Source organism: Pseudomonas sp. YeP6b (assembly GCF_025642995.1).
Classification (GTDB): domain Bacteria; phylum Pseudomonadota; class Gammaproteobacteria; order Pseudomonadales; family Pseudomonadaceae; genus Aquipseudomonas.
Genome location: NZ_CP080090.1, coordinates 3,599,108 through 3,622,629 on the forward strand (window position 1 = coordinate 3,599,108; position 23,522 = coordinate 3,622,629).

Annotated in this window: 26 protein-coding genes and 1 tRNA gene; 21 read left to right on the plus strand and 6 right to left on the minus strand. The window is 59.9% G+C overall.

Annotation, left to right across the window (positions count from 1 at the left end; all coding sequences use genetic code 11):
* Nucleotides 1-67 precede the first annotated feature (67 nt).
* The 6 genes from modA (at nucleotide 68) to KZH41_RS16065 (ending at nucleotide 6,261) form a co-directional block, all read left to right on the plus strand.
* The gene (gene modA / locus KZH41_RS16040; protein ID WP_094952216.1) at nucleotides 68-841 is read left to right on the plus strand and encodes a molybdate ABC transporter substrate-binding protein; all 774 of its coding nucleotides are present in this window, start codon (nucleotides 68-70) and stop codon (nucleotides 839-841) included.
* A complete protein-coding gene (modB, locus tag KZH41_RS16045) occupies nucleotides 842-1,522 on the plus strand; it encodes a molybdate ABC transporter permease subunit (RefSeq protein ID WP_263273015.1) in 681 nt (226 codons plus the stop codon).
* Nucleotides 1,523-1,525: 3 nt separating this feature from the next.
* Nucleotides 1,526-2,605, plus strand: coding sequence for a molybdenum ABC transporter ATP-binding protein (gene modC / locus KZH41_RS16050; protein WP_263273017.1), 1,080 nt, complete (start codon nucleotides 1,526-1,528; stop codon nucleotides 2,603-2,605).
* 73 nt (nucleotides 2,606-2,678) lie between these two features.
* On the plus strand, nucleotides 2,679-3,728 hold the full coding sequence (locus KZH41_RS16055) for a DNA topoisomerase IB (protein WP_263273019.1): 1,050 nt from the start codon (nucleotides 2,679-2,681) through the stop codon (nucleotides 3,726-3,728).
* A gap of 124 nt (nucleotides 3,729-3,852) precedes the next feature.
* Nucleotides 3,853-5,487, plus strand: a complete 1,635-nt coding sequence (locus tag KZH41_RS16060) for an ATP-binding cassette domain-containing protein (RefSeq protein ID WP_263273021.1) — start codon at nucleotides 3,853-3,855, stop codon at nucleotides 5,485-5,487.
* Nucleotides 5,488-5,556: 69 nt separating this feature from the next.
* On the plus strand, nucleotides 5,557-6,261 hold the full coding sequence (locus KZH41_RS16065) for a YoaK family protein (RefSeq protein ID WP_094952222.1): 705 nt from the start codon (nucleotides 5,557-5,559) through the stop codon (nucleotides 6,259-6,261).
* A 145-nt stretch (nucleotides 6,262-6,406) separates the two neighbouring features.
* On the opposite strand, the gene KZH41_RS16070 is transcribed toward KZH41_RS16065, so the two are convergent.
* Complete coding sequence (locus KZH41_RS16070; protein WP_263273022.1) at nucleotides 6,407-6,760, minus strand: hypothetical protein; 354 nt, start codon at nucleotides 6,758-6,760, stop codon at nucleotides 6,407-6,409.
* A 109-nt stretch (nucleotides 6,761-6,869) separates the two neighbouring features.
* Between KZH41_RS16070 and KZH41_RS16075 the strand changes: the two genes are divergently transcribed.
* Nucleotides 6,870-7,127, plus strand: a complete 258-nt coding sequence (locus KZH41_RS16075) for a hypothetical protein (protein WP_094952224.1) — start codon at nucleotides 6,870-6,872, stop codon at nucleotides 7,125-7,127.
* A 1,016-nt stretch (nucleotides 7,128-8,143) separates the two neighbouring features.
* Here the strand turns inward: KZH41_RS16075 and KZH41_RS16080 are convergent.
* The 3 genes from KZH41_RS16080 to KZH41_RS16090 all read right to left on the minus strand — a co-directional run bounded on the left by KZH41_RS16080 (nucleotide 8,144) and on the right by KZH41_RS16090 (nucleotide 9,434).
* Complete coding sequence (locus KZH41_RS16080) at nucleotides 8,144-8,455, minus strand: AzlD domain-containing protein (protein WP_094953649.1); 312 nt, start codon at nucleotides 8,453-8,455, stop codon at nucleotides 8,144-8,146.
* Nucleotides 8,452-9,147 carry an AzlC family ABC transporter permease gene (locus KZH41_RS16085; protein WP_094953648.1) on the minus strand — a complete coding sequence of 232 codons (696 nt, stop codon included), beginning with the start codon at nucleotides 9,145-9,147 and terminating at the stop codon, nucleotides 8,452-8,454. The genes KZH41_RS16080 and KZH41_RS16085 overlap by 4 nt, the downstream gene beginning before the upstream one ends.
* Before the next feature lie 71 nt (nucleotides 9,148-9,218).
* Entirely contained in the window at nucleotides 9,219-9,434 is a 216-nt protein-coding gene (locus tag KZH41_RS16090) for a hypothetical protein (protein ID WP_017138831.1), read from the minus strand.
* Between the two features lie 177 nt (nucleotides 9,435-9,611).
* Between KZH41_RS16090 and KZH41_RS16095 the strand changes: the two genes are divergently transcribed.
* The 9 genes from KZH41_RS16095 to KZH41_RS16135 all read left to right on the plus strand — a co-directional run bounded on the left by KZH41_RS16095 (nucleotide 9,612) and on the right by KZH41_RS16135 (nucleotide 18,105).
* Nucleotides 9,612-9,968 carry a metalloregulator ArsR/SmtB family transcription factor gene (locus KZH41_RS16095; RefSeq protein WP_263273025.1) on the plus strand — a complete coding sequence of 119 codons (357 nt, stop codon included), beginning with the start codon at nucleotides 9,612-9,614 and terminating at the stop codon, nucleotides 9,966-9,968.
* Nucleotides 9,969-9,987: 19 nt separating this feature from the next.
* Entirely contained in the window at nucleotides 9,988-11,271 is a 1,284-nt protein-coding gene (locus KZH41_RS16100) for an arsenic transporter (protein ID WP_263273026.1), read from the plus strand.
* Nucleotides 11,272-11,284: 13 nt separating this feature from the next.
* Nucleotides 11,285-11,755: an arsenate reductase ArsC gene (locus KZH41_RS16105; protein WP_263273028.1), complete on the plus strand. Its 471-nt coding sequence runs from the start codon at nucleotides 11,285-11,287 to the stop codon at nucleotides 11,753-11,755.
* Nucleotides 11,756-11,817: 62 nt separating this feature from the next.
* Nucleotides 11,818-12,609 (plus strand): AraC family transcriptional regulator, encoded by a 792-nt coding sequence (locus tag KZH41_RS16110; RefSeq protein WP_263273030.1) that lies wholly within the window; start codon nucleotides 11,818-11,820, stop codon nucleotides 12,607-12,609.
* A 72-nt stretch (nucleotides 12,610-12,681) separates the two neighbouring features.
* A complete protein-coding gene (locus tag KZH41_RS16115) occupies nucleotides 12,682-13,293 on the plus strand; it encodes a LysE family translocator (protein ID WP_263273032.1) in 612 nt (203 codons plus the stop codon).
* A 317-nt stretch (nucleotides 13,294-13,610) separates the two neighbouring features.
* Nucleotides 13,611-13,904: a hypothetical protein gene (locus KZH41_RS16120; RefSeq protein ID WP_094953642.1), complete on the plus strand. Its 294-nt coding sequence runs from the start codon at nucleotides 13,611-13,613 to the stop codon at nucleotides 13,902-13,904.
* A 235-nt stretch (nucleotides 13,905-14,139) separates the two neighbouring features.
* Nucleotides 14,140-16,854, plus strand: coding sequence for a magnesium-translocating P-type ATPase (gene mgtA / locus KZH41_RS16125; protein ID WP_094953641.1), 2,715 nt, complete (start codon nucleotides 14,140-14,142; stop codon nucleotides 16,852-16,854).
* Nucleotides 16,855-16,917: 63 nt separating this feature from the next.
* A complete protein-coding gene (locus KZH41_RS16130; RefSeq protein ID WP_094953640.1) occupies nucleotides 16,918-17,265 on the plus strand; it encodes a DUF2493 domain-containing protein in 348 nt (115 codons plus the stop codon).
* A gap of 18 nt (nucleotides 17,266-17,283) precedes the next feature.
* A complete protein-coding gene (locus KZH41_RS16135) occupies nucleotides 17,284-18,105 on the plus strand; it encodes a hypothetical protein (RefSeq protein WP_242149622.1) in 822 nt (273 codons plus the stop codon).
* Between the two features lie 656 nt (nucleotides 18,106-18,761).
* Here KZH41_RS16135 and KZH41_RS16140 read toward each other — a convergent pair.
* The gene (locus tag KZH41_RS16140; protein ID WP_094953886.1) at nucleotides 18,762-19,451 is read right to left on the minus strand and encodes a tellurite resistance TerB family protein; all 690 of its coding nucleotides are present in this window, start codon (nucleotides 19,449-19,451) and stop codon (nucleotides 18,762-18,764) included.
* A 125-nt stretch (nucleotides 19,452-19,576) separates the two neighbouring features.
* Between KZH41_RS16140 and KZH41_RS16145 the strand changes: the two genes are divergently transcribed.
* A complete protein-coding gene (locus KZH41_RS16145; protein WP_263273038.1) occupies nucleotides 19,577-20,104 on the plus strand; it encodes a DinB family protein in 528 nt (175 codons plus the stop codon).
* Between the two features lie 2 nt (nucleotides 20,105-20,106).
* Here the strand turns inward: KZH41_RS16145 and KZH41_RS16150 are convergent, their stop codons facing one another.
* Nucleotides 20,107-20,556 carry a GFA family protein gene (locus KZH41_RS16150; RefSeq protein ID WP_242149631.1) on the minus strand — a complete coding sequence of 150 codons (450 nt, stop codon included), beginning with the start codon at nucleotides 20,554-20,556 and terminating at the stop codon, nucleotides 20,107-20,109.
* 182 nt (nucleotides 20,557-20,738) lie between these two features.
* Here KZH41_RS16150 and KZH41_RS16155 point away from each other — a divergent pair, with 182 nt between their 5' ends.
* From KZH41_RS16155 to KZH41_RS16170, 4 genes are all read left to right on the plus strand, one after another.
* Nucleotides 20,739-21,020: a hypothetical protein gene (locus tag KZH41_RS16155; protein ID WP_094953889.1), complete on the plus strand. Its 282-nt coding sequence runs from the start codon at nucleotides 20,739-20,741 to the stop codon at nucleotides 21,018-21,020.
* 198 nt (nucleotides 21,021-21,218) lie between these two features.
* Nucleotides 21,219-21,305, plus strand: a tRNA-Leu gene (locus KZH41_RS16160).
* Between the two features lie 165 nt (nucleotides 21,306-21,470).
* Nucleotides 21,471-22,775 carry a tyrosine-type recombinase/integrase gene (locus KZH41_RS16165; protein ID WP_263273040.1) on the plus strand — a complete coding sequence of 435 codons (1,305 nt, stop codon included), beginning with the start codon at nucleotides 21,471-21,473 and terminating at the stop codon, nucleotides 22,773-22,775.
* A gap of 280 nt (nucleotides 22,776-23,055) precedes the next feature.
* Nucleotides 23,056-23,271 carry a helix-turn-helix transcriptional regulator gene (locus KZH41_RS16170; protein ID WP_263273042.1) on the plus strand — a complete coding sequence of 72 codons (216 nt, stop codon included), beginning with the start codon at nucleotides 23,056-23,058 and terminating at the stop codon, nucleotides 23,269-23,271.
* Nucleotides 23,272-23,522 lie beyond the last annotated feature (251 nt).

Below are 23,522 nucleotides of genomic sequence, written 5' to 3' on the forward strand. Positions count from 1 at the left end.
ATATTCCTATACATAGCGGTAACGCCTTCTACCTGTAACAAGCCGTACACCTCAAAGGAGCTGCTTCATGATGATCCGCGCCTCACGCCTGGCCCCCACGGCCATCGCCACCCTGATTGCGGCCTTTGCCTTTGGCGCGGCCCAAGCCGATGAAGTGCAGGTTGCCGTTGCCGCCAACTTCACCGCACCGATCCAGGCGATTGCTGCCGATTTCGAAAAAGACACCGGCCACAAACTGGTTGCAGCCTACGGCGCCACCGGCCAGTTCTATACGCAGATCAAAAACGGCGCGCCATTCGAAGTGTTCCTCAGCGCTGACGACACCACCCCGCAAAAACTCGAAACCGAAGGCGACACCGTCAAAGGTTCGCGCTTCACCTACGCGGTCGGCACCCTGGCGCTGTGGTCGGCCAAGGAAGGTTATGTCGATGCCAAAGGTGAGGTGCTCAAGAAGAACGAATTCAAGCACCTGTCCATCGCCAACCCTAAAGCCGCGCCCTACGGCCTGGCCGCCACCCAAGTGCTGGCTAAAGAAGGCTTGACCGACAAGGTCAAGGGCAAGCTCGTTGAAGGCCAGAACATCACCCAAGCCTTCCAGTTCGTGTCCACCGGCAACGCAGAACTGGGCTTCGTCGCCCTGTCGCAAATCTACAAGGACGGCAAAGTCACCAGCGGTTCGGCGTGGATCGTTCCCGCGTCCATGCACGACCCGATCAAGCAAGACGCTGTCATTCTCACCAAAGGCAAAGACAGCGCCGCGGCCAAAGCGCTGGTCGAGTACCTCAAAGGCCCCAAAGCCGCCGCGGTGATCAAGTCTTACGGTTACGAGTTGGCCAACTAAATGCCGCTGTCGAGTGCCGATTTTTCCGCGATCTGGCTGACCATTAAACTGGCATCACTGACCACCGTGATCCTGCTGATCATCGGCACTCCGATTGCCCTGTGGCTGTCGCGCACCCGCTCCTGGTGGCGCGGCCCCATCGGTGCCATCGTCGCCCTGCCGTTGGTGTTGCCACCCACGGTCATTGGGTTTTACCTGCTGTTGACCATGGGGCCCAATGGCTACTTCGGCCAGTTCACCCAATGGCTGGGCCTGGGCACCCTGACTTTCAGCTTCACCGGGCTGGTGATTGGCTCGGTGATCTATTCCATGCCGTTTGTGGTGCAGCCGTTGCAAAACGCCTTTTCCGCCGTCGGTACTCGCCCACTGGAAGTAGCCGCCACCTTGCGCGCCAATCCCTGGGACACGTTTTTCACCGTGATCCTGCCCCTGGCCCGCCCGGGTTTTATCACCGCGTCGATACTCGGCTTCGCCCACACCGTCGGTGAGTTTGGCGTGGTGCTGATGATCGGCGGCAATATTCCCGACAAAACCCGCGTGGTGTCGGTGCAGATCTACGACCACGTCGAGGCCATGGAATATGCCCAGGCCCATTGGTTGGCCGGCTCCATGGTGGTGTTCGCCTTCCTCGTATTACTGGCGCTCTATTCCAGCCGTAAAACCAAAATGGGCTGGAGCTGATCGATGATTGATGTACGCCTGCACCTCACCTATTCCGGCTTCGCCCTGAATGTGGACTTGCATTTGCCCGGCCGTGGCGTGACCGCCTTGTACGGGCATTCTGGCTCCGGCAAGACCACTTGCCTGCGCTGTATCGCGGGGCTTGAGCGCGCCGCAGACGGCTTTGTGCAGGTCAATGATGACGTCTGGCAAGACAGCCGCAACGGCGTATTTATGCCGCCGCATAAGCGCGCCTTGGGGTATGTGTTTCAGGAAGCGAGCCTGTTTCCACATCTGTCAGTGCGGGCCAATCTTGAGTTCGGCCTCAAGCGTATTGCGCCTCAGCAACGTCGGGTGGACATGGCCCAGGCCACCGAACTGCTGGGCATCGGCCACCTGCTCGACCGGCACCCGCAGCACCTGTCCGGCGGCGAGCGCCAACGCATCGGCATCGCCCGCGCGCTGCTCACCAGCCCGCAATTGCTGTTGATGGATGAACCGCTGGCAGCCCTGGACAGCCAACGCAAAAGCGAAATTTTGCCGTACCTCGAACGCCTGCACGACGAACTGGATATTCCGGTGCTGTACGTCAGCCATGCCCAGGATGAAGTGGCGCGGCTGGCCGATCACATTGTATTGCTCAGCGACGGCAAGGCCCTGGCCAGCGGCCCCATCAGTGAAACCCTGGCACGGCTCGACTTACCCATCGCCTTGGGCGACGACGCCGGCGTGGTCATCAACGGCACGGTCAGTGCCTACGATGAGCACTATCAGTTGCTCACCCTGCAATTGCCCGACAGCCCATTGCAGGTACGCGTGGCGCACGCGCCGTTGGCAGTGGGCAAGCCACTGCGCATCAAGGTACAGGCCCGAGATGTCAGCCTCAGCTTGTATGGGCAAGAACCCAGCAGCATCCTTAACCGTCTGCCGGTGACGGTGACCCAGGAGATTTCTGCGGATAACAACGCCCATGTGCTGGTGCGCCTGGATGCTGGCGGCACGCCGCTGCTGGCGCGCATCACGCGGTTCTCCCGTGATCAATTGCAACTGCAGCCCGGTCTGAGGCTGTGGGCGCAAATCAAGGCGGTAGCCGTGCTCGCATAACTATTTGGCACCCGTGCAAAACCCTGCGGTCAATCAGACATACCGGCCTGATTACCGCCAAGGAATTTGCACCATGCCCGACTCCGCGCTGCTTGCCGACCTGCCCCGCGACCTGCATTACGTTGACGACACCCAACCGGGTATCCGCCGCAAGAAGCTGCGCGGCAAGTTCCAGTATGTCGATGCCAACGGTGTGCGCATCACCGATGCTGACGAAATCAAACGCCTGAACGCACTGGCCGTGCCGCCCGCCTACACCGATGTGTGGATCTGCGCCGACCCGCGTGGCCATCTGCAAGCCACGGGGCGTGACGCCCGCGGCCGCAAGCAATACCGTTACCACTCGCGCTGGCGTGAAGTGCGTGACAGCGACAAGTATTCGCGCCTGCAAGCGTTCGGGAAAGCTTTGCCAACACTGCGCGCGAAATTGGAAGCCCAAATCGCCGAACCCGGTTTCACCCGCGAGAAAGTATTGGCCACGGTGGTGATGCTGCTGGATGCCACGCTGATCCGCGTGGGCAATACCCAGTACGCGCGGGACAACAAATCCTACGGGCTGACCACCTTGCGCACCCGCCATGTGGACATCAAGGGCAGCGAAATCCAGTTCCAGTTTCGCGGCAAGAGTGGCGTGGAGCATCAGGTCAGCGTCAAGGACCGGCGCCTGGCCACGGTGGTCAAGCGCTGCCTCGAACTGCCTGGGCAAAATCTGTTTCAGTACCTGGATGAAGACGGTGAGCGGCATACCGTCAGCTCCCACGACGTCAACGCCTACCTGCACAGCCTGACGGGCGCCGATTTCACCGCCAAGGATTACCGCACCTGGGCCGGCACCGCTCTTGCCTTGGCCGTGTTGCGCGAGCTGCAATGGCAGCCGGAATCCGATGCCAAGCGGCACGTGGTGGCAACCGTCAAAGACGTCGCCAAGCAGCTCGGCAATACTCCGGCGGTGTGCCGCAAGTGCTATATCCACCCGGCCGTTCTGGAGCATTTCAGCCTGGGCGAACTGTCCAAGCTGCCCAAGCCACGGGTGCGCAAGGGCTTGAAAGCCGAAGAAGTCGCACTGGCGATGTTCCTCGAGCAATTGGCCGCCGACTTGCCGAAGAGCGCCAAGGTGAGTTAGCCTCTGCAGCCCTTCTGACGCCCGGGATGACCGCCGACGTGAACAACTAAGCCTTCCAAAATGTATCTGCAACGAGCCGCCTGGCGCGCTTGTTGGCCTGTTCGACATTTTTTTGGAGGTGCCTATGACTGACGTCAACCGGCTGCCCGTACTCGTTTCCTTGCAACACGTGTCTTTCCAGTTCGCCAATGGCGAAACCTTGCTGGAAGGTCTCAACCTGTCGATTGATCACACACCCACCGGGATTGTCGGGCGTAATGGCCGTGGCAAAAGCATTCTCGCGAAGATGCTGGCCGGGTTGCTTGCGCCCTCGTCCGGCACGCTGAAGCGTTCGGCCAGCGTCGCATACGTCGCCCAAGCAGTGGCGGTTCAACCGGGCGCAACCATCGCCGATGTCACCGGCACCGCCGAGGTGTTGGCTGCACTTGCACGCATGGCTCGCGGCGAAGCACACGTGGACGACCTGGCGCTGATCGACGATCGCTGGGACCTGGCCGAACGCCTGCGCACCGCATTGGGCGCCGCAGGCTTGGCACACCTCAATGCGCACACACCGGCCGAGCAGCTCAGCGGCGGCCAATTGGCCAGGGTCACGGTGCTCGGTGCGGTGCTGGCCGAGCCACAGTTGCTGATTCTCGATGAGCCCACCAACCACCTCGACAGCGACGGCCGTGATTGGCTGTTGCATGTGCTGGCGGGCTGGCACGGCGGCCTGGTGGTGGTCAGCCATGACCGGCAATTGCTCAACGCCATGGGCCGCATCCTCGAACTGTCGCCCCTCGGGGCGCGCGCGTATGGCGGCAATTACCAGGCCTACCGCCTGCAACGCGACACCGAGCAGCACGCTGCCGTTGCAGCCCTTGAACACGCGCGCCTGGAGCGCAGCCGCGAGCGCAAGCGCCTGCAAAAAGACCACGACAGCTTGCAACGCAATGCCGCCCGCTCACGCAAGCATGCCGAAACCGCCAACGTCGACCGGTTCACTAAAGCCCGCTGGAAAGGTGCCGCCACCGAAATCGTCAGCACTGTGCGCAGTGCACACCGCGAGTACAAAAACGAGCTGGATGTGCAGGTGCGCCAGGCCTACGAACGCGTCGTCGACGAAACGCCCACCCTGCTCGCCTTGCCCGGCTCGGCAGTGCCCAACGGTCGACACGTCCTGGCCTTGGAGCATGCGCAACTGCCGTGGCTGGATCCGCAGTCGCCTGCAACTTACCTCACACTCAACCTGACGGGCCCGGTGCGCGTTGCCGTGCACGGGCCGAACGGCTGCGGCAAATCCACCTTGCTCAAGCTGCTTGCCGGCCTATGGAAGGCCGTCAGCGGGGAATGCGCCGTGCAAGTGCCCAGCGCTTATATTGATCAACACCTGGCGCTATTGGAGAACGATCGCAGCATCGTCGAACAGCTCAACCTGCTCGACACACCGTTGGCCGAAGGCGAACTGCGCACGCGCCTGGCCTTGCTGCAACTGGATGCGTTGCGGGTGACTCAACCCACTGGCCAGTTGAGTGGCGGCGAGCGTTTAAAGGCCGCAATGGCAATTGCCTTGTGGCGCAAAGTCCCGGCACAACTGCTATTGCTGGACGAGCCTACCAACCACTTGGACCTGGAATCGGTGCTGGCCTTTGAACAGGCGTTGCAGGGTTTTACCGGGGCGATGGTGGTGGTGTCCCATGACGAGGCGTTCGTGCAAGCGATCAGGCCGACGCACGTTTTAACCTGGCAAAGTCGGGGTTGGTGGCTGAAGTGTGTCTGAGGTCATTGCGCACACACTCAAAGCGCCCTACGGTAGTGGCCGAATAATCTCACCGAGGAGCCCGGCACAATGCTGCCTGCATCGCGCAAACCTTACGTCAATGCCGCACTGGCCCATCGGCAACGCTGGCGCGGCCGGGTCGGTTTGATGTTGGTGGCCAGTCTTTCCGTACTGGCCGGCATGACCGATGCCATCGGTTTTATGGCCAGTGGCGATTTTGTCTCGTTCATGAGCGGCAATACCACGCGGCTGGCGGTAGCGATTGGCGCCGGGGACCTGGGCCTTACGGGGCGGTTGTTGTTGCTGATCGCGATGTTCGTGGTCGGCAACGCGTTGGGTGTGGTAGTCAGCCGCGTCGCCAAGCGGCATGCGCTGCCCTTGCTGTTGTGCATTGCGGCCTTGTTGTGTGGCGCAGCCTTGTGGCCGTTTGCCGATACATTGCCGGCGTTGCTCGCGGCGATTATTGCCATGGGCATGCTGAATGCGGCGGTGGAAGAGGTCAACGGTTTGCCGGTGGGCCTGACCTATGTAACCGGGGCGCTGTCACGCTTTGGTCGCGGGCTGGGCCGCTGGATACTCGGAGAGCGGCGCAATGGTTGGCGCGTGCAACTGATTCCGTGGGCGGGAATGTTTGTCGGCGCGGTGATTGGCGCGCTGCTGGAACATCAACTCGGCCTCAAGGCGCTGCTGGTCAGTGGCGCATTGGCGGCGTTGCTGGGGGTAGTGTCGCTGAAGATTCCCCGGCGCTGGCACTTGGGTTACATGCCGCGATAAGGAGGAAAAGAGGCCCGCCCGACGTTTCGGCCTCGACGTCCGTGTACTGGTAAAGAGCTACCACGTCGAGCGAGCGAAAAGAATAATAAGCGAATGTCCGGCGGCTGTCCCGCCGGGCATTTCCGAAAAATACCTAGGCGACAGCCTACAGACAGGTTGCGAGTGCGGCCAGGCGACGTTTTGTCGGCATCGAGTCTTGGCCCGCAAAGTAATTCACGGTAGAACCGGCACCCGCGCTGCGCACGTCGACGAAATAGTCGCCACCGGTGGTGTACACCGTGTAACCGCCGGCTTCCATCGGCTCCTTGAAGCCGCCGGCGTCAACGCCAAATACCGCCTCGTCCTGCCAACCGAACTGGATGCATTGGGCAACCACCAGAGGGGCCTTCTGCGATGCCAGGGTTTTGTAAGGCGTGCCGGTGCGCGCTTCTTTCATTTTCGAACCTGCACAACCGGACAGTGCTGCCACCACCATTGCGCCAATTACCAGCTTTCGCATGCCATCGCCTCCTTGGAAAAACCGCGACTCTATCATTAGCAGGCGACACCCGAGGACTATTACGTCACCCTGTCGCCTACTTACGACCTCGCTGTCACCTGGAAAACCGATGACCCCCAACGCCGAACGCTACAACCCTTCCACCGACTACGCCGACAAGCTGATCAGTCGTATCGGCCAGACGCCCACGTGGATCGCCAAGCGCATCGGCGTCACTGACAAGCGCATCCGCTACATCCTCGATGGCGAGCGCACCGTGAAGGGCGAAAGCACGCCCATCCAGATGACCTACACCGAGCAGTTCGCGCTGGAATGCCTGGCGGCTGAGGCCAAAGCCAAGAAGAAGGCGTCATCTGCTGCCGAATGAATTTAGTTTCACTGTGAAGGGTAGTTGTGCTGGCTATAGTTGGCAGGCTCATTTTTAAGAAGTCTCCCTTCTGCCCGCCCTCCCGCGGGCTTTTTTTTGCCTGGGGGTTGGGGGCTGCTGAGTACATATCCGTTATTTGGGGGATGGTTGAGATGGGTTCCGCCCTTACGGCGGCTCACTTTTGAACAGCGCAAAAGTAAGCAAAACGCTCTTGCCCCACCACTCGGTGCCTCGCCTAGGCTCGGCATGCCAGAACGAAGGCTTGAATCCGTGGGCCGCCGCCATGGGCCATCCTTGGCCCATCGCGGCTAACCCGGCGTCCTGCCGGGTTACCCACGGATTCAAGCCTGCGTTCGGCCATCGTGGTTAACGGGGCGCCTCAGATCAAGATCAAGATCAAAAGCAAGAGCACGGCGGCCTGGTAGCCGACCTGAGTGGTAGAAGCAAAAGCAGAGCAGAAGCAGAGCACCACCCTATCTAGCTGATGTAATGAGATTCCAATGTGGGAGCGGGCTTGTCGGATCGCCGCACCGCTACGATGCAGACACCTCGGTGTATCAGGCATAACCAGTTGATGCCATCGCAGGCAAACCAGCTCCCACATTAGATTGAGTTCAGTTTCAAATATCAGGTCGGCTGTCAGGCCGCCTCGGTTTTGCTTTTGATCTAACCACTCAGGTCGGCTACTAGGCCGCCGTGCTCTTGCTTTTGATCTTGATCTTGATCTTAGGCGCCCCGTTAAACCACGCTGGCCGAACGCAGGCTTTGGAGCGGGGTAAACCGGCAGGACGCCGGTTTAGCCGCGATGGGCCAAGGATGGCCCATGGCGGCGGCCCCCGCTCCAAAGCCTGCGTGAGGGCACACCGAGCCTAGGCGAGGTGCCGAGTGGTGGGGCAAGAGCCCTTTTGGTTACTTTTGGGGCTCTTTTCCAAAAGTGACCCGCCGTAAGGGCGGAACCATACGAAGCCGTTACCGCAGCAACGGATATACACCCAAAACCCAACACCGCCGCCCCCTCAAACCCACCAACGAAACAAATAAAACAACCCCATACTCAGCAGCACAGTCACCAACACACTGCGCGTCCAAAACATCAACGCCACCGCACAAACACCCGCTAACAAATAAGGATTTGCCAGACTCAAATTCAATTTATGGTCCGCGAGAAAAATAATCGGCCCACAGATCGCCGTCAGCATCCCCGGCACCGCAAACCCAAGAAACTCCCGCGCCCCGCGATTAAGCCGCACCGGCAACCGCGGCTCAATAAACACGTAGCGGTTAAAAAACACCACCAGCCCCATGCCCACAATCATCAGGTAAATCATCGCTGCCCTACCCCAAGCCGCTTACAGGCGAACCCCGCGCTCATCCCCAGCACCCCCGAGACCACCACCGCCGACTCCCAGTGCAAGTAACTCAACCACACCGAGCACAACAGCGAAACCGCCACGCACACCACCGTGGGCACATCCCGCACCACCGGCGTAATCAACGCGATAAATGTCGCCGCAATCGAAAACTCCAACCCCAGCTGATCAAGGCCGGGAATGCTCTTGCCAAGCACAATGCCCGCCAAGGTAAACAGGTTCCAAATGATATAAAACGTCAGGCCAACACCCAGTGCATACCAGCGATTGAAAGTCTCACGGTCATAGTGGTTGACCAGCGCAAAAAACTCATCGGTCAACAAAAAACCCAAGCTCATACGCCAGCGCGTATTGAGCGACGACAGCGTGGGGCGCATATGCATGCCGTAGAGCAAATGCTGGGAAGTCAGCAGCAACGTGGTCAGCACAATCGAAATCAGGCTGGCGCCACTCTTAACCATACCGATGGCCACCAACTGCGCGGCACCGGCGAAGACGATGGCAGACAATCCCTGGGCTTGCAGCGGGGTAAATTGCGCATCAATGGCCATGGAACCGGCGAGCAGCCCCCAGGGCGCACAGGCCAGGGACAAGGGGATGACGGCGATGGCGCCGCGACCGAAGGCGTAATGAGGTAAGGCTGTAGGCATGGAGACGGCTCATCGACAGACAGTCTACAAGCATGCCAGCGTCATGCGGGGCTTGTCTTGAACGATCGTGCTCAGGCGAGCTTGACCGACACCTGCTCCACCGAGTCACGCGCCTCGCGCAGCTCATGAGCATCCTGGTTGAGCCGGTGGATGGTATTGAGCAGGCGTTGGCGCAGCACTTCATCGCCGAGTTTTTCGACGGCGCGCATCAAATCAAACGCAGCGGTTTCGTTGTTGTCCGCGACGGAATCGAGGGTCTTGCGCAGGTTGCGAGTGGCACGGGTCACGCGGGTTCTTCCTTCATCAGCAATGGGCAGGCACTTTAGGACATTCGTGTTTCATTTTAATTTCAGTCACTTGTGGTTGATTTAGCGGCATTTGATCCACGTCAAACGAAATCAGGATTTGACCTACATATATGTTTATCCATATATTCGGATAGCCATATATACGAAGGCCTCAAAATGCCGGACCTCCTCTCCCCACCCACCCTGTTCAAATGCCTGGCGGATGCTACCCGCGCGCGGTTGACGTTATTGATCCTGCGCGAGGGCGAACTTTGCGTGTGCGAACTGATCCATGCTCTGGACGACAGTCAACCGAAAATCTCCCGCCACCTGGCGCATCTGCGCAGTAGCGGGCTGTTGCTGGACCGCCGTCAGGGCCAATGGGTCTATTACCGCATCAATCCGGCACTGCCCGCCTGGGTCACACAGGTGCTGGACACCACCTTGCAAGCCAACCAGCCATGGTTGCAAAACGACGCGCTGCGTCTTGATGCAATGGGCGACAGACCACAACGGGCCAGCACCTGCTGCTGAGCCATCGGAGCGTTTATTCATGCTTGTCGCGATTGCGATTTTTATCTTCACCATCGTGTTGGTCATCTGGCAGCCCAAAGGCTTGGGCGTTGGCTGGAGCGCAACCCTGGGCGCGATCCTCGCCCTGGCCTGTGGCGTGATCAGCCTGGCGGACATCCCGGTGGTGTGGCACATCATCTGGAACGCCACCGGCACCTTTGTCGCGCTGATTATCATCAGCCTGTTGCTCGATGAAGCCGGGTTCTTTGCCTGGACCGCGCTGCACGTGGCGCGCTGGGGCCGTGGGCGTGGCCGGCGCTTGTTTGCGTACATGGTGCTGCTCGGGGCGCTGGTTTCAGCGCTGTTTGCCAACGACGGCGCCGCGTTGATCCTCACGCCCATCGTGATGTCGATGCTGCTGGCCTTGCGCTTTTCCCCGGCGGCGACCCTGGCCTTCGTGATGGGCGCCGGGTTTATCGCGGACACGGCGAGCTTGCCGTTAGTGGTGTCAAACCTGGTGAACATCGTCTCGGCAGATTATTTCAAGATCGGCTTCAACGAATATGCCGCCGTGATGGTGCCGGTCAACTTCGTCAGCGTCGCAGCAACCCTGGCGGTGTTGCTGTGGTTTTTCCGCCGCGATATTCCGCAGACCTACGACCCCGCCGACCTGGAAGAGCCGTCCAGCGCCATTCACGACCGTGCGACCTTTCGCGCCGGTTGGTGGGTGCTCGGTATCTTGCTGGTCGGCTGTTTCGCCTTGGAACCGCTGGGCATTCCCATCAGTGCTATTTCGGCCGCGTGCGCCGTATTACTGCTGGTGATCGCCGCCAAGGGCCACACGATCTCAACGCGCAAAGTACTGAAAGAAGCCCCTTGGCAAATCGTGATCTTTTCCTTGGGCATGTACCTGGTGGTTTACGGCCTGCGTAACGCCGGCCTGACCACCTACCTCGCCACCTGGCTCGACACCTTCGCCACCTATGGCGTGTGGGGCGCAGCCATGGGCACCGGCGTGCTGACGGCGCTGCTGTCGTCGGCGATGAACAACCTGCCGACCGTGCTGATCGGCGCGCTGTCCATCGAGTCCAGCCATGCCGTGGGTGTGGTCAAGGACGCGATGATCTACGCCAATGTCATCGGCAGCGACCTGGGCCCGAAAATCACCCCTATCGGCAGCCTGGCCACCTTGTTGTGGCTGCATATCCTGGCGCGCAAAGGCATCACCATCACCTGGGGTTACTACTTCAAAGTCGGGATTGTGCTGACCTTGCCGGTGTTGTTGATCACCCTGGCCGCCCTCGCCTTGCGTCTGAGCCTCTAAAGGAGCTAACGCCATGAAAGTCCTGTTCATGTGTACCGCCAACAGCTGCCGCAGCATCTTGTCCGAAGCGCTGTTCAACCACCTGGCGCCGCCAGGCTTCGAGGCGATCAGCTCCGGCAGCTTCCCCAAGGGCCAGGTGCTACCGCGCAGCTTGAGTACGTTACAGGCGGCGGGTATCAACACCGACGGCTTATACAGCAAGGGCAATGATGCGTTTGAAGACAGCCCGCCGGACGTGGTCATCACCGTTTGCGACAAGGCTGCCGGCGAAGCATGCCCGGTGTATTTCGGGCCAGCGCTGAAGGCGCATTGGGGGTTGGCAGACCCGTCGGAGGTTAAACGTGACGAGGCCAGTATCGAGGCGGCGTTCCAGCTCACCCTGAGCACTATCGCCACCCGCTGCCAAGCATTCTTCGCACTGCCTTTTGCACAGCTCTCCCCCGCGCAATTGAAGGCTGAGCTGGACCGCATCGCACTGCTGTAGTCGTTCCGTCAGGCCGACAACCCCCGTATGCTGGCCGCAGTCCGATTCCACGAGCCTTCCCGATGAGCACCCTTCAACACGCCTGGCTAGGCAACTACGAAGTCAGTAGCACCCACTGCACCGGCCTGACCTTTGCCCGCCACAGCCATGATGAATGCGTGATCGGCGTGAACCTGATCGGTGAAGAAAAGGTCTGGCTCGACCGCCGCGAGTTCGAGGCCGGGCCCGGCAGCATAACCTTGTACAACCCCGGGCAGATTCAGGGCGGCGGCGCGGCGCACGGCGCGCCTTGGCACTTTGTCAGCCTGTACGCCACGGCGGAGCAGTTAGCGGCTGACCTTGGGCTCTCCCACGTGGAGTTTGATCACGCGTGTTGCTTTCAGCCTGACTTGGCGCAGCGCCTGGCGGCGGCAATCAAAGGTGCCTTGAGCGCCGATGCATGGCTACGCGAACGCAATGAAGAAGCCTTGGTGCTGCTGCTGGGTGAGGTGGTCGGCGTCAGCGGTGTGCGCCTGGCAGGCAGCCCGAAAACCAGCAAAAGCCTGATCAGCCGCGCCCAGGAATTACTCGCCTCGCAGCTACACCAGTCGCCACCGCTGGACCAACTGGGTGATGAACTGGGCCTGTCCAAATTCCACCTGTTGCGCGCCTTCCAGAAAGAAACCGGGCTAAGCCCCAGGCAATGGGCCATGCAACTGCGCACCTGTCGCGCCAAGGGGCTTTTGCGCAGCGGTGTCTCGGCCAGCGACGTCGCGCATGACCTGGGCTTTGCCGACCAGAGCCACCTCAACCGGCACTTCCGCGCCGCCTATGGCATCACCCCTGGCCGCTATCAAAGCGTATTGAAACGTTGAAAGCGCAATCTGGTTCAAGACGCCTACTCCACACGCCCGCACACTGCCCGCTTCTCTTGAAGGAACGCGGGCATGTTGACGATCTTTTTTTACGCGCTGGTATTCGGTTTTGTATTTTGCCTCTCGCCCGGCGCAGTGCTGGCCGAGACGTTGCGCCGAGGCTTGCTCCAGGGCTTTACCCCGGCCTTGCTGGTGCAGATCGGCTCGCTGGTGGGCGACGCCGTGTGGGCGGTGATCGGCCTCACCGGCATTGCCCTGCTGATTGCGCATGATGCCGTGCGCGTACCACTTGCCATCGTGTGCGCGCTGTACCTGGCCTGGCTGGGCGTGCGCAGCCTGATCGACGCCTGGCACTTGCCCGTAGCGGACACCGCGCCGGCCCGCTGCGGGCAAAACGCGCTGGCGGTAGGCGCGGCCATTTCCCTGGCCAACCCGAAGAACATCGTTTATTGGGGCGCACTGGGCAGCGCGTTGTCGGGCATCGTCGGCGCCACGCCCAGCCATGCGCAAACGTTGATGTTTTTTGCAGGCTTTATGCTGGCGTCGGTGCTGTCATGTTTTCTGATTGCCGCACTGGTCAACCTGCTACGCAAGAACGCCTCACCGCTGTGGCAGCGCATCAGTTATGGCGTGTGTGGTCTGGTATTGATGTATCTGGCTGTTCTGGCAGCACAGGGTGTATGAAGTTATATATCCAGTAACTTTCCGAGCGGCTTATCTGAATGAACTCTGAACACGGGTTAATTTAATTAATCATGCGTTGACATTTTGTAACCATCTGAGTAGATTGCCCCTGCCCACAACTGGGGCCTTTTTTAAACCTCACAAAAGAAGCCAATGGACACAGTATCTAGTCGCTGTCCGAGCACCGCTAATGCGGGCATCGGGCGCCAAACCCAGAATATGACAGGACTCGCCTTCCAGGTCCGGTAAGCTGCGCTAGAGCTTGATGCTCCACCGTAACTGCCTCACCGGTCGCCCGTCCGGTCCCGAGGTGTGTTATGACCTTCCAACTCTTAGTTTTGCCTGATGTACGTACGCTAGCCGCAGCCCTGCGCGCCAAGCTGTGCCGCGAGCCCGTAGGTTTTTCGCCTACTCGTTCCGCCTTTGCTGCACCTTCCCCCCAAGTGCGTCCGGCTCCCCCGCTGGCGCACTGGCGTATCTGCCCTGCCAGCGGCCAACTGCTGCAGCACTGGGACCACGCCGACCCTCAAGACCCGCAGAGACCTAAGGTTTCCACACTGGCTCAAGCGAGCCTGTTGCTCGGTTTTTACCTGAGCACTCGCGCCGCTTAAACCGGCTGGAAACAGCAACTTTCTGATTAATAGTCTGGAGTTCTTTATGAACAAGTCCAGTAGTAGCCCGCTGCGCGTTAGTTAACTAACGTGCGTCTGGCGGGCGCTGTAGAAGTTATGTGAACACCTTATTTAAACCGATCGCGAAGTCCGCGGCTCGGCATGCTTTCGCTCGCCTGTATTCAGGTAAGTACCGGGTATGTTTTGTCGAGAATTGGCGACAGGAGTACAGACAATGAGCGCCGTAAAAAACACGCCTCTGCACAAGAAAAATGGCACCGACGCCGACACCAAACTGTCGATGCGTGCCGCCCGTGAAGCCCAGAACGGCCTACAGGCCACCCTCGCCAATGTGCGAGCCACCCAGGACGGTTTGACCGAGCTGGACGCCTCGGCACGTCTGCAGCGCGAAGGCTACAACGAGGTGGCCCATGACAAGCCGCCTCACGCCATCGTCCAGTTCCTGCAGGCACTGAACAACCCCTTCATCTACGTACTGCTGACCCTGGCCGGCATCAGCTTTATCACGGACTACTGGCTGCCCTTGCAGGCTGGTGAAGAAGTCGACCTGACCAAAGTCATCATCATCATGACCATGGTGCTGCTCAGCAGCCTGCTGCGCTTCTGGCAGGAGCACCGCTCGGCCAAATCCGCCGAAGCGCTGAAAGCCATGGTGCGCACCACCGCCACGGTGCTGCGCCGTGAGCAAGTCGGCGCCCAGCCAACGCTGCGCGAAGTACCGATGCGCGACCTGGTCGCCGGCGACATCGTGCAACTGTCGGCCGGCGACATGATCCCGGCCGATATCCGCCTGATCGAGTCGCGCGACCTGTTTATCAGCCAGGCCGTGCTGACTGGTGAAGCCTTGCCGGTCGAGAAATATGACACCCTCGGTGACGTCACACAAAAGTCTGCCTCTTCGCTGGCAGCCGACCAAGGCAACCTGCTCGACCTGCCGAACATCTGCTTCATGGGCACCAACGTGGTCAGCGGCCGCGCCAAGGCCGTAGTGGTCGCCACCGGGCCACGCACTTACTTTGGCTCGCTGGCCAAGGCCATTGTCGGCTCGCGGGTGCAGACCGCGTTCGACCGTGGGGTGAACAGCGTCAGCTGGCTGTTGATTCGCTTCATGCTGGTGATGGTGCCGATCGTGTTCCTGCTCAATGGCTTCTCCAAAGGCGACTGGGGCGATGCGTTCCTGTTTGCCCTGGCGGTGGCCGTGGGCCTGACCCCGGAAATGCTGCCAATGATCGTCAGCGCCAACCTGGCCAAGGGCGCCACCGCCATGGCCAAGCGCAAAGTGGTGGTCAAACGCCTGAATGCGATCCAGAACTTCGGCTCAATGGACGTGCTGTGCACCGACAAGACCGGCACCCTGACCCAAGACAAAATCATCCTCGAACACCACGTCAACGCCTTTGGCCAACGTGATGATGCGGTGCTGTCCCTGGCCTGGCTGAACAGCTACCACCAGAGCGGCATGAAGAACCTGATGGACCAGGCCGTGGTGCAGTTCTCGGAACACAACCCCAAGTTCCAGCTGCCATTTGCCTACAGCAAGGTCGATGAATTGCCGTTCGACTTTGTACGCCGTCGCCTGTCGATCGTGGTCAAGGATGCTTCCGGCGACCAGTTGCTGGTGTGCAAGGGCGCCGTGGAAGAGATGCTCAGCATTTCCACCCACGTGATAGAGGATGGCGCTGCAGTGCCGCTGGATGATCGTCGCCGTGACGAGTTGTTGGCACTGGCGAACGACTACAACGAAGATGGTTTCCGTGTACTGGTGGTCGCCACCCGCAACATCCCTAAATCCCTGGCTCGCCAGCAATACACCACCGCCGATGAGCGCAACCTGGTCATCCAGGGCTTCCTGACTTTCCTTGATCCACCAAAGGAAACCGCAGGCCCGGCGATTGCTGCACTGCAACAAATCGGCGTGGCGGTGAAAGTGTTGACCGGCGACAACGCCGTGGTCACCAGCAAGATCTGTCGCCAAGTCGGCCTTGAACCTGGCCAGCCACTGTTGGGCGTAGAAATCGAAGCGATGGACGACGCCACCCTGATGCGCCGCGTGGAAGAGCGCACGGTGTTTGCCAAGCTCACGCCGCTGCAGAAATCCCGGGTGCTCAAGGCGCTGCAAGCCAACGGCCACACCGTGGGCTTCCTGGGTGACGGCATCAACGATGCGCCGGCGCTGCGCGATGCCGACGTGGGTATCTCGGTGGACAGCGGCACCGACATCGCCAAGGAGTCGGCCGACATCATCCTCTTGGAAAAGAGCCTGATGGTGCTGGAAGAAGGCGTGCTCAAAGGCCGCGAAACCTTCGGCAATATCATGAAGTACCTGAACATGACCGCCAGTTCCAACTTCGGCAACGTGTTCTCGGTGCTGGTGGCCAGTGCGTTCATTCCGTTTATGCCGATGCTGGCGATCCACCTGCTGCTGCAAAACCTGATGTACGACATCTCCCAGCTGGCCTTGCCGTGGGACAAGATGGACAAGGAATACCTGGCCAAACCGCGTAAGTGGGATGCGAAAAACATTGGCCGCTTCATGATCTGGATCGGGCCAACCTCGTCGATCTTCGACATCACCACCTTTGCACTGATGTGGTACGTGTTCAGCGCCAACAGCGTGGAAATGCAGACCCTGTTCCAGTCCGGCTGGTTTATCGAAGGGCTGTTGTCGCAAACCTTAGTGGTGCACATGTTGCGCACTCGCAAGATCCCGTTCTTCCAGAGCACGGCCGCCTGGCCGGTGCTGATGATGACCGCCATCGTCATCGGGCTGGGGATCTACGTACCGTTCTCGCCGCTGGGCACCCTGGTCGGCCTGGAGCCGCTGCCGCTGGCGTACTTCCCATGGCTGGTCGGCACCCTGCTCGCCTACTGCTGCGTGGCCCAACTGATGAAAACGATCTACATCCGCCGCTTCAAGCAGTGGTACTGATCACCCGCCTCTGAAAACGGTGGCCGTCGCCCGGCGGCCACCGTGCAACACAAGGATTCAACTATGCGCGTCTTGATCTGTGCAGGTCGTCATTACGCCGACACCAAAAAGTCCCGCCAAGTGCTGGACGCTTACCACCGCCTGCGCCCGGTGCAGGTATTGATTCACGGCGGCAACCAGTTCCTGGGCAGTGACGTTGAGGAGTGGGCGCGGGAAATCGGCATCGACGTGGTGCGCTACCCGCCCAATTGGCAACGCCACGGCAAGCAGGCGGAACGCCAGCGCAACCATTTCATGCTGACCGACAGCCGCCCCGACGTAATCATCGCCCTGCCGGGTGGTGACGACACCTCGGAGCTGGTCTGCCAGGCCAAAGCCAGCGGCATTTCGGTGCTGATTGTAGAAAGCTGAATTCAAGCGAGGTGCATCATGCACAAAAAACACACCCCTGCCCGTCTAGACGGGTTTGCCAAATACCGCGCACGTCACTATCGCGACGCTCGCCACACCTTGTTGCTGTTACCGCCGGCCAAGCGGCGCGCGCTGCAACGTAACTTGACCTTTATCGGCGTGACCCTGGGCCTTGTGTTGCTCATCGCGCTGCTTTCCAAGGCCCATGCAGCCGGTGGTGCTTATGTGGTCGACGACGGCGCCGTCAACGCCCCGGGAGAATGCAATGTGGACGCCTGGTACAGCGCCAATCGGCATCAAGGCAACGTCCATAACCAAACCTTGAACCCGGCCTGCACCTTCAGCGCACTGCCTTCGGTGCAATGGAGCGCCGCACTGTCGCGCGCCAGCAACGCCGGCGAGACCGAGACCCAAGTCAGCCCGCAAGTGAAGGCGCAAGTGTGGTCGCGGGATGACTTGGGGCTGCAGATGGCGGTGGCAGCGACTTCGCATTTTGCGCTGGATCGCCAACACGCGTTTGACGGCGCGGACCTGAACATTCCGTTGACCTGGCAACCCCTCGAAGCGCTGCGCCTGAACGTGAATGCTGGCTGGACACACGCCTACAACGGCGGTGAGCAAAATCACCGCCTGACCTGGGGAACCGGGTTCGAATACCAGGTTGCGGATGCGCTGACACTGATTGGCGAGCGCTACGGCCAGGAAGGCGGCGACCAGGCATGGCAGGCCGGGCCGCGATTGCATGTGGGCCAGTTGGTTGATGTCGACTTGGTAGTTGGGCAAAGCCTGAATGGGGACCGTAACCGGTGGTTGACTACGGGGGCTACGGTGCGTTTCTAAGGCAGCGGCCTGATAGTGGAGACTGGACTCAATTCAATGTGGGAGCGGGCTTGCTCGCGAAGGCGGTGGAACAGTTACACATGAGCTGACTGACCCACCGCCTTCGCGAGCAAGCCCGCTCCCACAATTTTGACCGAGTTTAGCTGCCAGCACCGCAGTGCTCTGCTTTTCTGTGGGAGCTGGCTTGCCTGCGATGCAAGCACCTCGGTGTGTCAGGCATAACCAGCCGATGCCATCGCAGGCAAGCCAGCTCCCACATTTGATTGAGTTTCATCTTCCAAGATCAGGTCGGCTGTCAGGCCGCCTCGGCTTGCTTTTGATCTAACCACTCAGGTCGGCTACTAGGCCGCCGTGCTCTTTGCTTTGATATTGATCTTGATCTGAGGCGCCCCGTTAAACCACGCTGGCCGAACGCAGGCTTTGGAGCGGGGTAAACCGGCAGGACGCCGGTTTAGCCGCGATGGGCCAAGGATGGCCCATGGCGGCGGCCCACGGTCCAAAGCCTGCGTGAGGGCACACCGAGCCTAGGCGAGGTGCCGAGTGGTGGGGCAAGAGCCTTTGGTTACTTTTGGGCTCTTTCAAAAGTGACCCGCCGTAAGGGCGGAACCCATATCAGCCGTTACCGCAGCAACGGATATGTACTCAAAAAACAGCCTCTAAGCCTTAGCCTGCTGCTCCAGATGCACCTGCAACCCCGGATCAATCCGCAACTGCCCCGCCAACTCATCCAGATAACCCCGTTCCCCTGCCTGCTCAACATTCACCAGCATCACACTGGCCAAATAAACCTCCGAAGCCACCGCCGGATCTTTCGCATATTCAGCAAAATCCGCAGCATTCAGCGGCTTGGCCACCTCGGCATCGAGCCATTGCTGCAATTGCGGGTCATCAGTATGGCGCCCAATCTCGGCTGAGATCATCTCCTGCTCCTGCTCATCAATCTCGCCATCCGCCTTAGCCGCCGCAATCAGCGCACGCAACAGCGCATGGCTATGAGCCTCAGCCTGCGGCCCATCAAGCTGGTCAACCGTTTGGATCGCTTGCTGCGGCGCAGACGCCTGCTGACGCTGCCACGCCTGATACGCCTGAAACGCCGCCATTCCCAACGAAGCCAGCGCCGCGTAATTCATCCCGCCTGAGCGCGTCGGCGTCGAACCACTGGCGGGCGCACCGCCCAACAACCCACCCAGGCCACCCAATAACCCACCCAAACCGCCGCCAGCCGAGGCATTCCCGGTACTGGTGCCTTTCAGTAAACCGCCCAGCAGCCCACCCAGGCCACCGCCCGAGGCGCCGCCGCCTTGCTGCCCGCGCAGCAATTGTTCCAATAGATCGCTGGTGTTCATGCTCTCACCCTCCCGGGGCGCAGTAATGGCGTTCAACAACCATAGCCCGCCCAGGCTGGAACACCATGACCGCCGGGCGGGCACGCCTTATGATGGCGCCACTACGCCGCTAAGAGAGAACCCACGTGAACCGCATCGAGCACATCGCGTTGATGGCCCACTACAACCAGTGGATGAACCGCAAAGTCTACGAAGCCGCCGGCACGCTGACGGACGCAGAGCTGAGCGCGGACCGACAGGCGTTTTTCGGCTCGATTCTCGGCACCCTCAATCACCTGGCGCTGGGCGACACCGTCTGGCTCAAGCGCTTTGCCCAGCACCCGGCAAACTTTGCGGCCCTGGCCTCCTTAAGTGCGATTGCCACACCCAGCGACCTCAAGCAGTTGGCCTTTGCCGATATCCGCGAGCTGGCAAACCATCGCGCCTGGCTGGACCAACTCATCCTCGAGTGGGCCCACAGCCTGCGCGAAACCGACCTGGATCAGCGCCTGAGTTACCACAACATGCGCGGCGTGGCGAACAGCAAACCGTTCTTCGGCTTGCTGGTGCATTTTTTCAACCACCAGACCCACCACCGGGGCCAGGCAACCACGTTGCTGACCCAGGCGGGCGTGGACGTGGGCGACACCGACCTGCTGGCACTGGTCGACTGAACTCAGCGCTGCGCGTAGGCCTGCATCAAGCGCGGGAATTCTTGCAGCTCAGGCAATTGCGCAAAGCTTTCGACCGCGGGGGTCGTGGCCCAAGGCAGCTTTTCGCTGGTCCAGGTTTCCATGAAAGGCACGTAATCACTGGCGTTATCCAGCAAGGTCGCACGCACATTGACGAACTCATCGATGCCATGCGGGCGGGTAAACAGCCAGCTCATGCAATGCGGGCAGCAATAGTGGCGGTCCACACCGTGCAAGCCGCCAATCACCGGGCAGCCCTGAGTCACGGTAAAGCCGCTGGCGGGAAACAGCGCGCTGAGGGAGAACGCACTGGAGGTCATTTTCTGGCAGCCGCTGCAATGGCACGCCATGGTAATCACCGGTGGCAAGCTCACACTGAAACGCACCCGATTGCAGCGGCAGCTGCCTTCCAGCGGCAGTTTTTCGACGCTCATCATTCACTCCTTTTTATGATTGTTGGCGGCACAGATTAGCCTGAACACCCTTAAGCGCAAAACCGAACGCTGCGCTGCGTCTGGGGTCGTAACTTCAGGTGTCGGGATTTTCCGCAGCCCGCCCTCCTCGCGCACATCAGCGTATTACCGATGCGCGCACCCCATAAGAAGGAGACGCTTACATGGTCACTCACTTCAAGGTCGCCGGGCATTTAGCCTGCGGCCACCACGGCAGCAACCTCACGTCCAGCACTGAGCTGAACCGAGTCAAATGCCGTACCTGCCGCAATACCGATGCCTACAAGGAAGCGCGCCGCACCCAACGCAACGCCGCCCGCCGCTCCGCACGCAAAGCCAAAACCCACACCGCCAGCGATTGGCGCAGCGCGTGGACACAACGCCTCACCGACCTGCCCGGCTTGCAGCGTTTGCCACGCGGTTTCAGCGGGCAGCCATTTGTCTGAGTCATTCAGGCCCGTGTCAGTTGTTGACTGGAACGTTTCGCGAGGTGTCCAACACCTCGCTTCAGCCCCAGCTTTCCTGTGTAGATCACTGATCTGACAAGCTTTTTCAGCTTTGGATTAAAGCGATAAACAGCGTTTTCGACCTTGCATCCAAACGCTCGGGTCTATATATTCCCAACCCTGCTGCACCGCGCTACCGCCCGAATGGCGAAACTGGTAGACGCATGGGACTTAAAATCCCCCGCTCGTAAGGGCGTGCCGGTTCGATTCCGGCTTCGGGCACCATTTAGCAGTTCCAGGGAGTGCCAAGCAGTCCCAAAAGAGCCAAACAAACCCCGCCTAGTGCGGGGTTTGTCGTTCCAGGGGGTGCCATCCAGTGCTATGCAAACCCATCCATCAGGGGATACATTTCGGGATATCCCCGGTTCGACTTATGGAGTATCCCGAAAAATGCCAAAAATCATTGCCCCCCTAACAGATATTCGATGCTCGACAGCGAAGCCACGAGAGCGCGAATACAAGCTGTTTGACGGCCAAGGGTTGTATCTATTGGTCAAAACTTCTGGCGGCAAATACTGGCGGATGAAATACAACAAACCAGATGGACGGGCTGGGCTTGCCTCATTTGGTGTTTACCCGGAAATTTCACTCAAGGCGGCACGCGACCGTCGCGCCGAGACGCGCGCACTACTCACAAAGGGAATTGACCCGATTGAGTCTGCGCGTGAGAAAAAGGCAGACAGGTCAGCGGCAAGCCTGAACAATTTTGAGGCTGTCGCCAGGGCCTGGCACGCTAGCATGCTCAAGTGGTCGCCTGGGCATTCAGCCCGCGTACTGTCAGAACTAGAGGCCGACTTATTTCCGGCCATTGGAAGGCGATCAGTTGCCGACTTAAAAACCCGCGACCTACTTGCACCGCTTCGGTTAGTTGAAAAGCGCGGAGCGCTCGACACTGCGTCAAGGCTGAAACAGCGAACGGTCTGCATCATGCGTTACGCCGCGCAGAATGGCGTGATTGATTACAACCCAGCGCTAGACCTGGCCGGGGCTATTGCCACCAAGAAAACTGTTCACCGTCCCGCGCTCCAGTTTGAGCGCCTTCCTGAACTACTGGGCCGAATTGACAGCTACGGCGGGCGACCGCTCACGGTCCTAGCTGTTCACCTGACCCTTGCCGTGTTCATTCGCTCAAGTGAACTTCGGTTCGCCAGGTGGGGAGAGATTGACGCGGGCCGCGCGTTGTGGACGATCCCAGGCAGCAGGGAGGCAATCGAAGGGGTCAAGCATTCTCAGCGGGGAGCCAAAATGGGGACGTCCCATCTGGTGCCATTATCGCGCCAGGCTACAGGCATCCTTGAGCAGATCCGGGGCCTGTCTTCTGGTTTTGAGCTGGTATTCCCTGGCGACCATTACCACTACAAACCAATGAGCGAAAACACGATCAACAAAGCATTGCGCGGTATGGGGTATTGCACCAAAACCGAAGTGTGTGGGCATGGGTTCCGTGCCATGGCGTGTAGCGCACTGGTGGAGTCGGGATTGTGGTCGCGTGATGCGGTTGAACGGCAAATGAGCCACCAAGAGCGCAACGGGGTACGGGCGGCGTACATCCACAAGGCTGAACACTTGGAAGAACGGCGGCTGATGGTGCAATGGTGGGCTGACTACCTTGACGCGAATCGGGAGAAGCACGTATCCCCATTTGAGTTTGCTAACCCGACAGGTAGAAACGTTGTAAGCCTTCGCAGTGCGTGACTGTTGAAACACCCGGCAGCACCCAATACAAAGCCCGTCCAAGACAAGGGTAAGACGGGCTCCCCTCTCACATGGTCATTGCTCGCACCCTAGGACCTGTCGAGGTGGCGGCATGACGACCTTCCCGTGTTCGCCAAGGCACTTCGCGCTTACGGGCAATGAGCCAACAACTAATCGTTCAGTAATGTTCTGTAACGCACTGAATACATTGGATTTTTATTCGTCACACCAAACCAGTCACATTCGGTCATTCAATCATTTGCTCAAGGACGCAATACGAATGACCACGCAAAAAACTCAATCCCAAGCCACGGCTTTGCTGCGACTTCCTGCCGTACTCCAGCTTGTTGGACTGAGCAAAACCCAAGTCTATCGACTGGCCCGCGCCGGAGAGTTTCCAGCCCCGGTGCGCCTTGGTGCGAACTCGGTAGCCTGGCCCGCGACACACATTCAGGCATGGATTGACGACAAGGTTTCGGGGAGTGCTGACGAATGAGCCCTATTGCCAATCGCAAAAACTGCCGTTACAGTGCCGCCGTCGCTGCAAATTCAGCGACCGGGTTTGACCGCCCGACCAACAATAGACGCACAAGCGTCCATGTCCCGAAAGCAGGCGCTTTTTTTTCGTCTGCACTTTCGTTTTATGGTGGCTGTGCGTGGGATACCTTCGGGTATGCCGGGTTCCTATTGTCCCGGTCGGTCAACCCGCGTACAGCTACCACCCTAATTCGTTTGACCGCGAACGGT

What these genes read in the sequence shown, in the direction of transcription:
- modA (WP_094952216.1), top strand. Translation starts at nt 68, where the DNA reads ATGATGATCCGCGCCTCACGCCTGGCCCCCACGGCCATCGCCACCCTG.
- modB (WP_263273015.1), top strand. Translation starts at nt 842, where the DNA reads ATGCCGCTGTCGAGTGCCGATTTTTCCGCGATCTGGCTGACCATTAAA.
- modC (WP_263273017.1), top strand. Translation starts at nt 1,526, where the DNA reads ATGATTGATGTACGCCTGCACCTCACCTATTCCGGCTTCGCCCTGAAT.
- KZH41_RS16055 (WP_263273019.1), top strand. Translation starts at nt 2,679, where the DNA reads ATGCCCGACTCCGCGCTGCTTGCCGACCTGCCCCGCGACCTGCATTAC.
- KZH41_RS16060 (WP_263273021.1), top strand. Translation starts at nt 3,853, where the DNA reads ATGACTGACGTCAACCGGCTGCCCGTACTCGTTTCCTTGCAACACGTG.
- KZH41_RS16065 (WP_094952222.1), top strand. Translation starts at nt 5,557, where the DNA reads ATGCTGCCTGCATCGCGCAAACCTTACGTCAATGCCGCACTGGCCCAT.
- KZH41_RS16070 (WP_263273022.1), bottom strand. Translation starts at nt 6,760, where the DNA reads ATGCGAAAGCTGGTAATTGGCGCAATGGTGGTGGCAGCACTGTCCGGT.
- KZH41_RS16075 (WP_094952224.1), top strand. Translation starts at nt 6,870, where the DNA reads ATGACCCCCAACGCCGAACGCTACAACCCTTCCACCGACTACGCCGAC.
- KZH41_RS16080 (WP_094953649.1), bottom strand. Translation starts at nt 8,455, where the DNA reads ATGATTTACCTGATGATTGTGGGCATGGGGCTGGTGGTGTTTTTTAAC.
- KZH41_RS16085 (WP_094953648.1), bottom strand. Translation starts at nt 9,147, where the DNA reads ATGCCTACAGCCTTACCTCATTACGCCTTCGGTCGCGGCGCCATCGCC.
- KZH41_RS16095 (WP_263273025.1), top strand. Translation starts at nt 9,612, where the DNA reads ATGCCGGACCTCCTCTCCCCACCCACCCTGTTCAAATGCCTGGCGGAT.
- KZH41_RS16100 (WP_263273026.1), top strand. Translation starts at nt 9,988, where the DNA reads ATGCTTGTCGCGATTGCGATTTTTATCTTCACCATCGTGTTGGTCATC.
- KZH41_RS16105 (WP_263273028.1), top strand. Translation starts at nt 11,285, where the DNA reads ATGAAAGTCCTGTTCATGTGTACCGCCAACAGCTGCCGCAGCATCTTG.
- KZH41_RS16110 (WP_263273030.1), top strand. Translation starts at nt 11,818, where the DNA reads ATGAGCACCCTTCAACACGCCTGGCTAGGCAACTACGAAGTCAGTAGC.
- KZH41_RS16115 (WP_263273032.1), top strand. Translation starts at nt 12,682, where the DNA reads ATGTTGACGATCTTTTTTTACGCGCTGGTATTCGGTTTTGTATTTTGC.
- KZH41_RS16120 (WP_094953642.1), top strand. Translation starts at nt 13,611, where the DNA reads ATGACCTTCCAACTCTTAGTTTTGCCTGATGTACGTACGCTAGCCGCA.
- mgtA (WP_094953641.1), top strand. Translation starts at nt 14,140, where the DNA reads ATGAGCGCCGTAAAAAACACGCCTCTGCACAAGAAAAATGGCACCGAC.
- KZH41_RS16130 (WP_094953640.1), top strand. Translation starts at nt 16,918, where the DNA reads ATGCGCGTCTTGATCTGTGCAGGTCGTCATTACGCCGACACCAAAAAG.
- KZH41_RS16135 (WP_242149622.1), top strand. Translation starts at nt 17,284, where the DNA reads ATGCACAAAAAACACACCCCTGCCCGTCTAGACGGGTTTGCCAAATAC.
- KZH41_RS16140 (WP_094953886.1), bottom strand. Translation starts at nt 19,451, where the DNA reads ATGAACACCAGCGATCTATTGGAACAATTGCTGCGCGGGCAGCAAGGC.
- KZH41_RS16150 (WP_242149631.1), bottom strand. Translation starts at nt 20,556, where the DNA reads ATGAGCGTCGAAAAACTGCCGCTGGAAGGCAGCTGCCGCTGCAATCGG.
- KZH41_RS16155 (WP_094953889.1), top strand. Translation starts at nt 20,739, where the DNA reads ATGGTCACTCACTTCAAGGTCGCCGGGCATTTAGCCTGCGGCCACCAC.
- KZH41_RS16165 (WP_263273040.1), top strand. Translation starts at nt 21,471, where the DNA reads ATGCCAAAAATCATTGCCCCCCTAACAGATATTCGATGCTCGACAGCG.
- KZH41_RS16170 (WP_263273042.1), top strand. Translation starts at nt 23,056, where the DNA reads ATGACCACGCAAAAAACTCAATCCCAAGCCACGGCTTTGCTGCGACTT.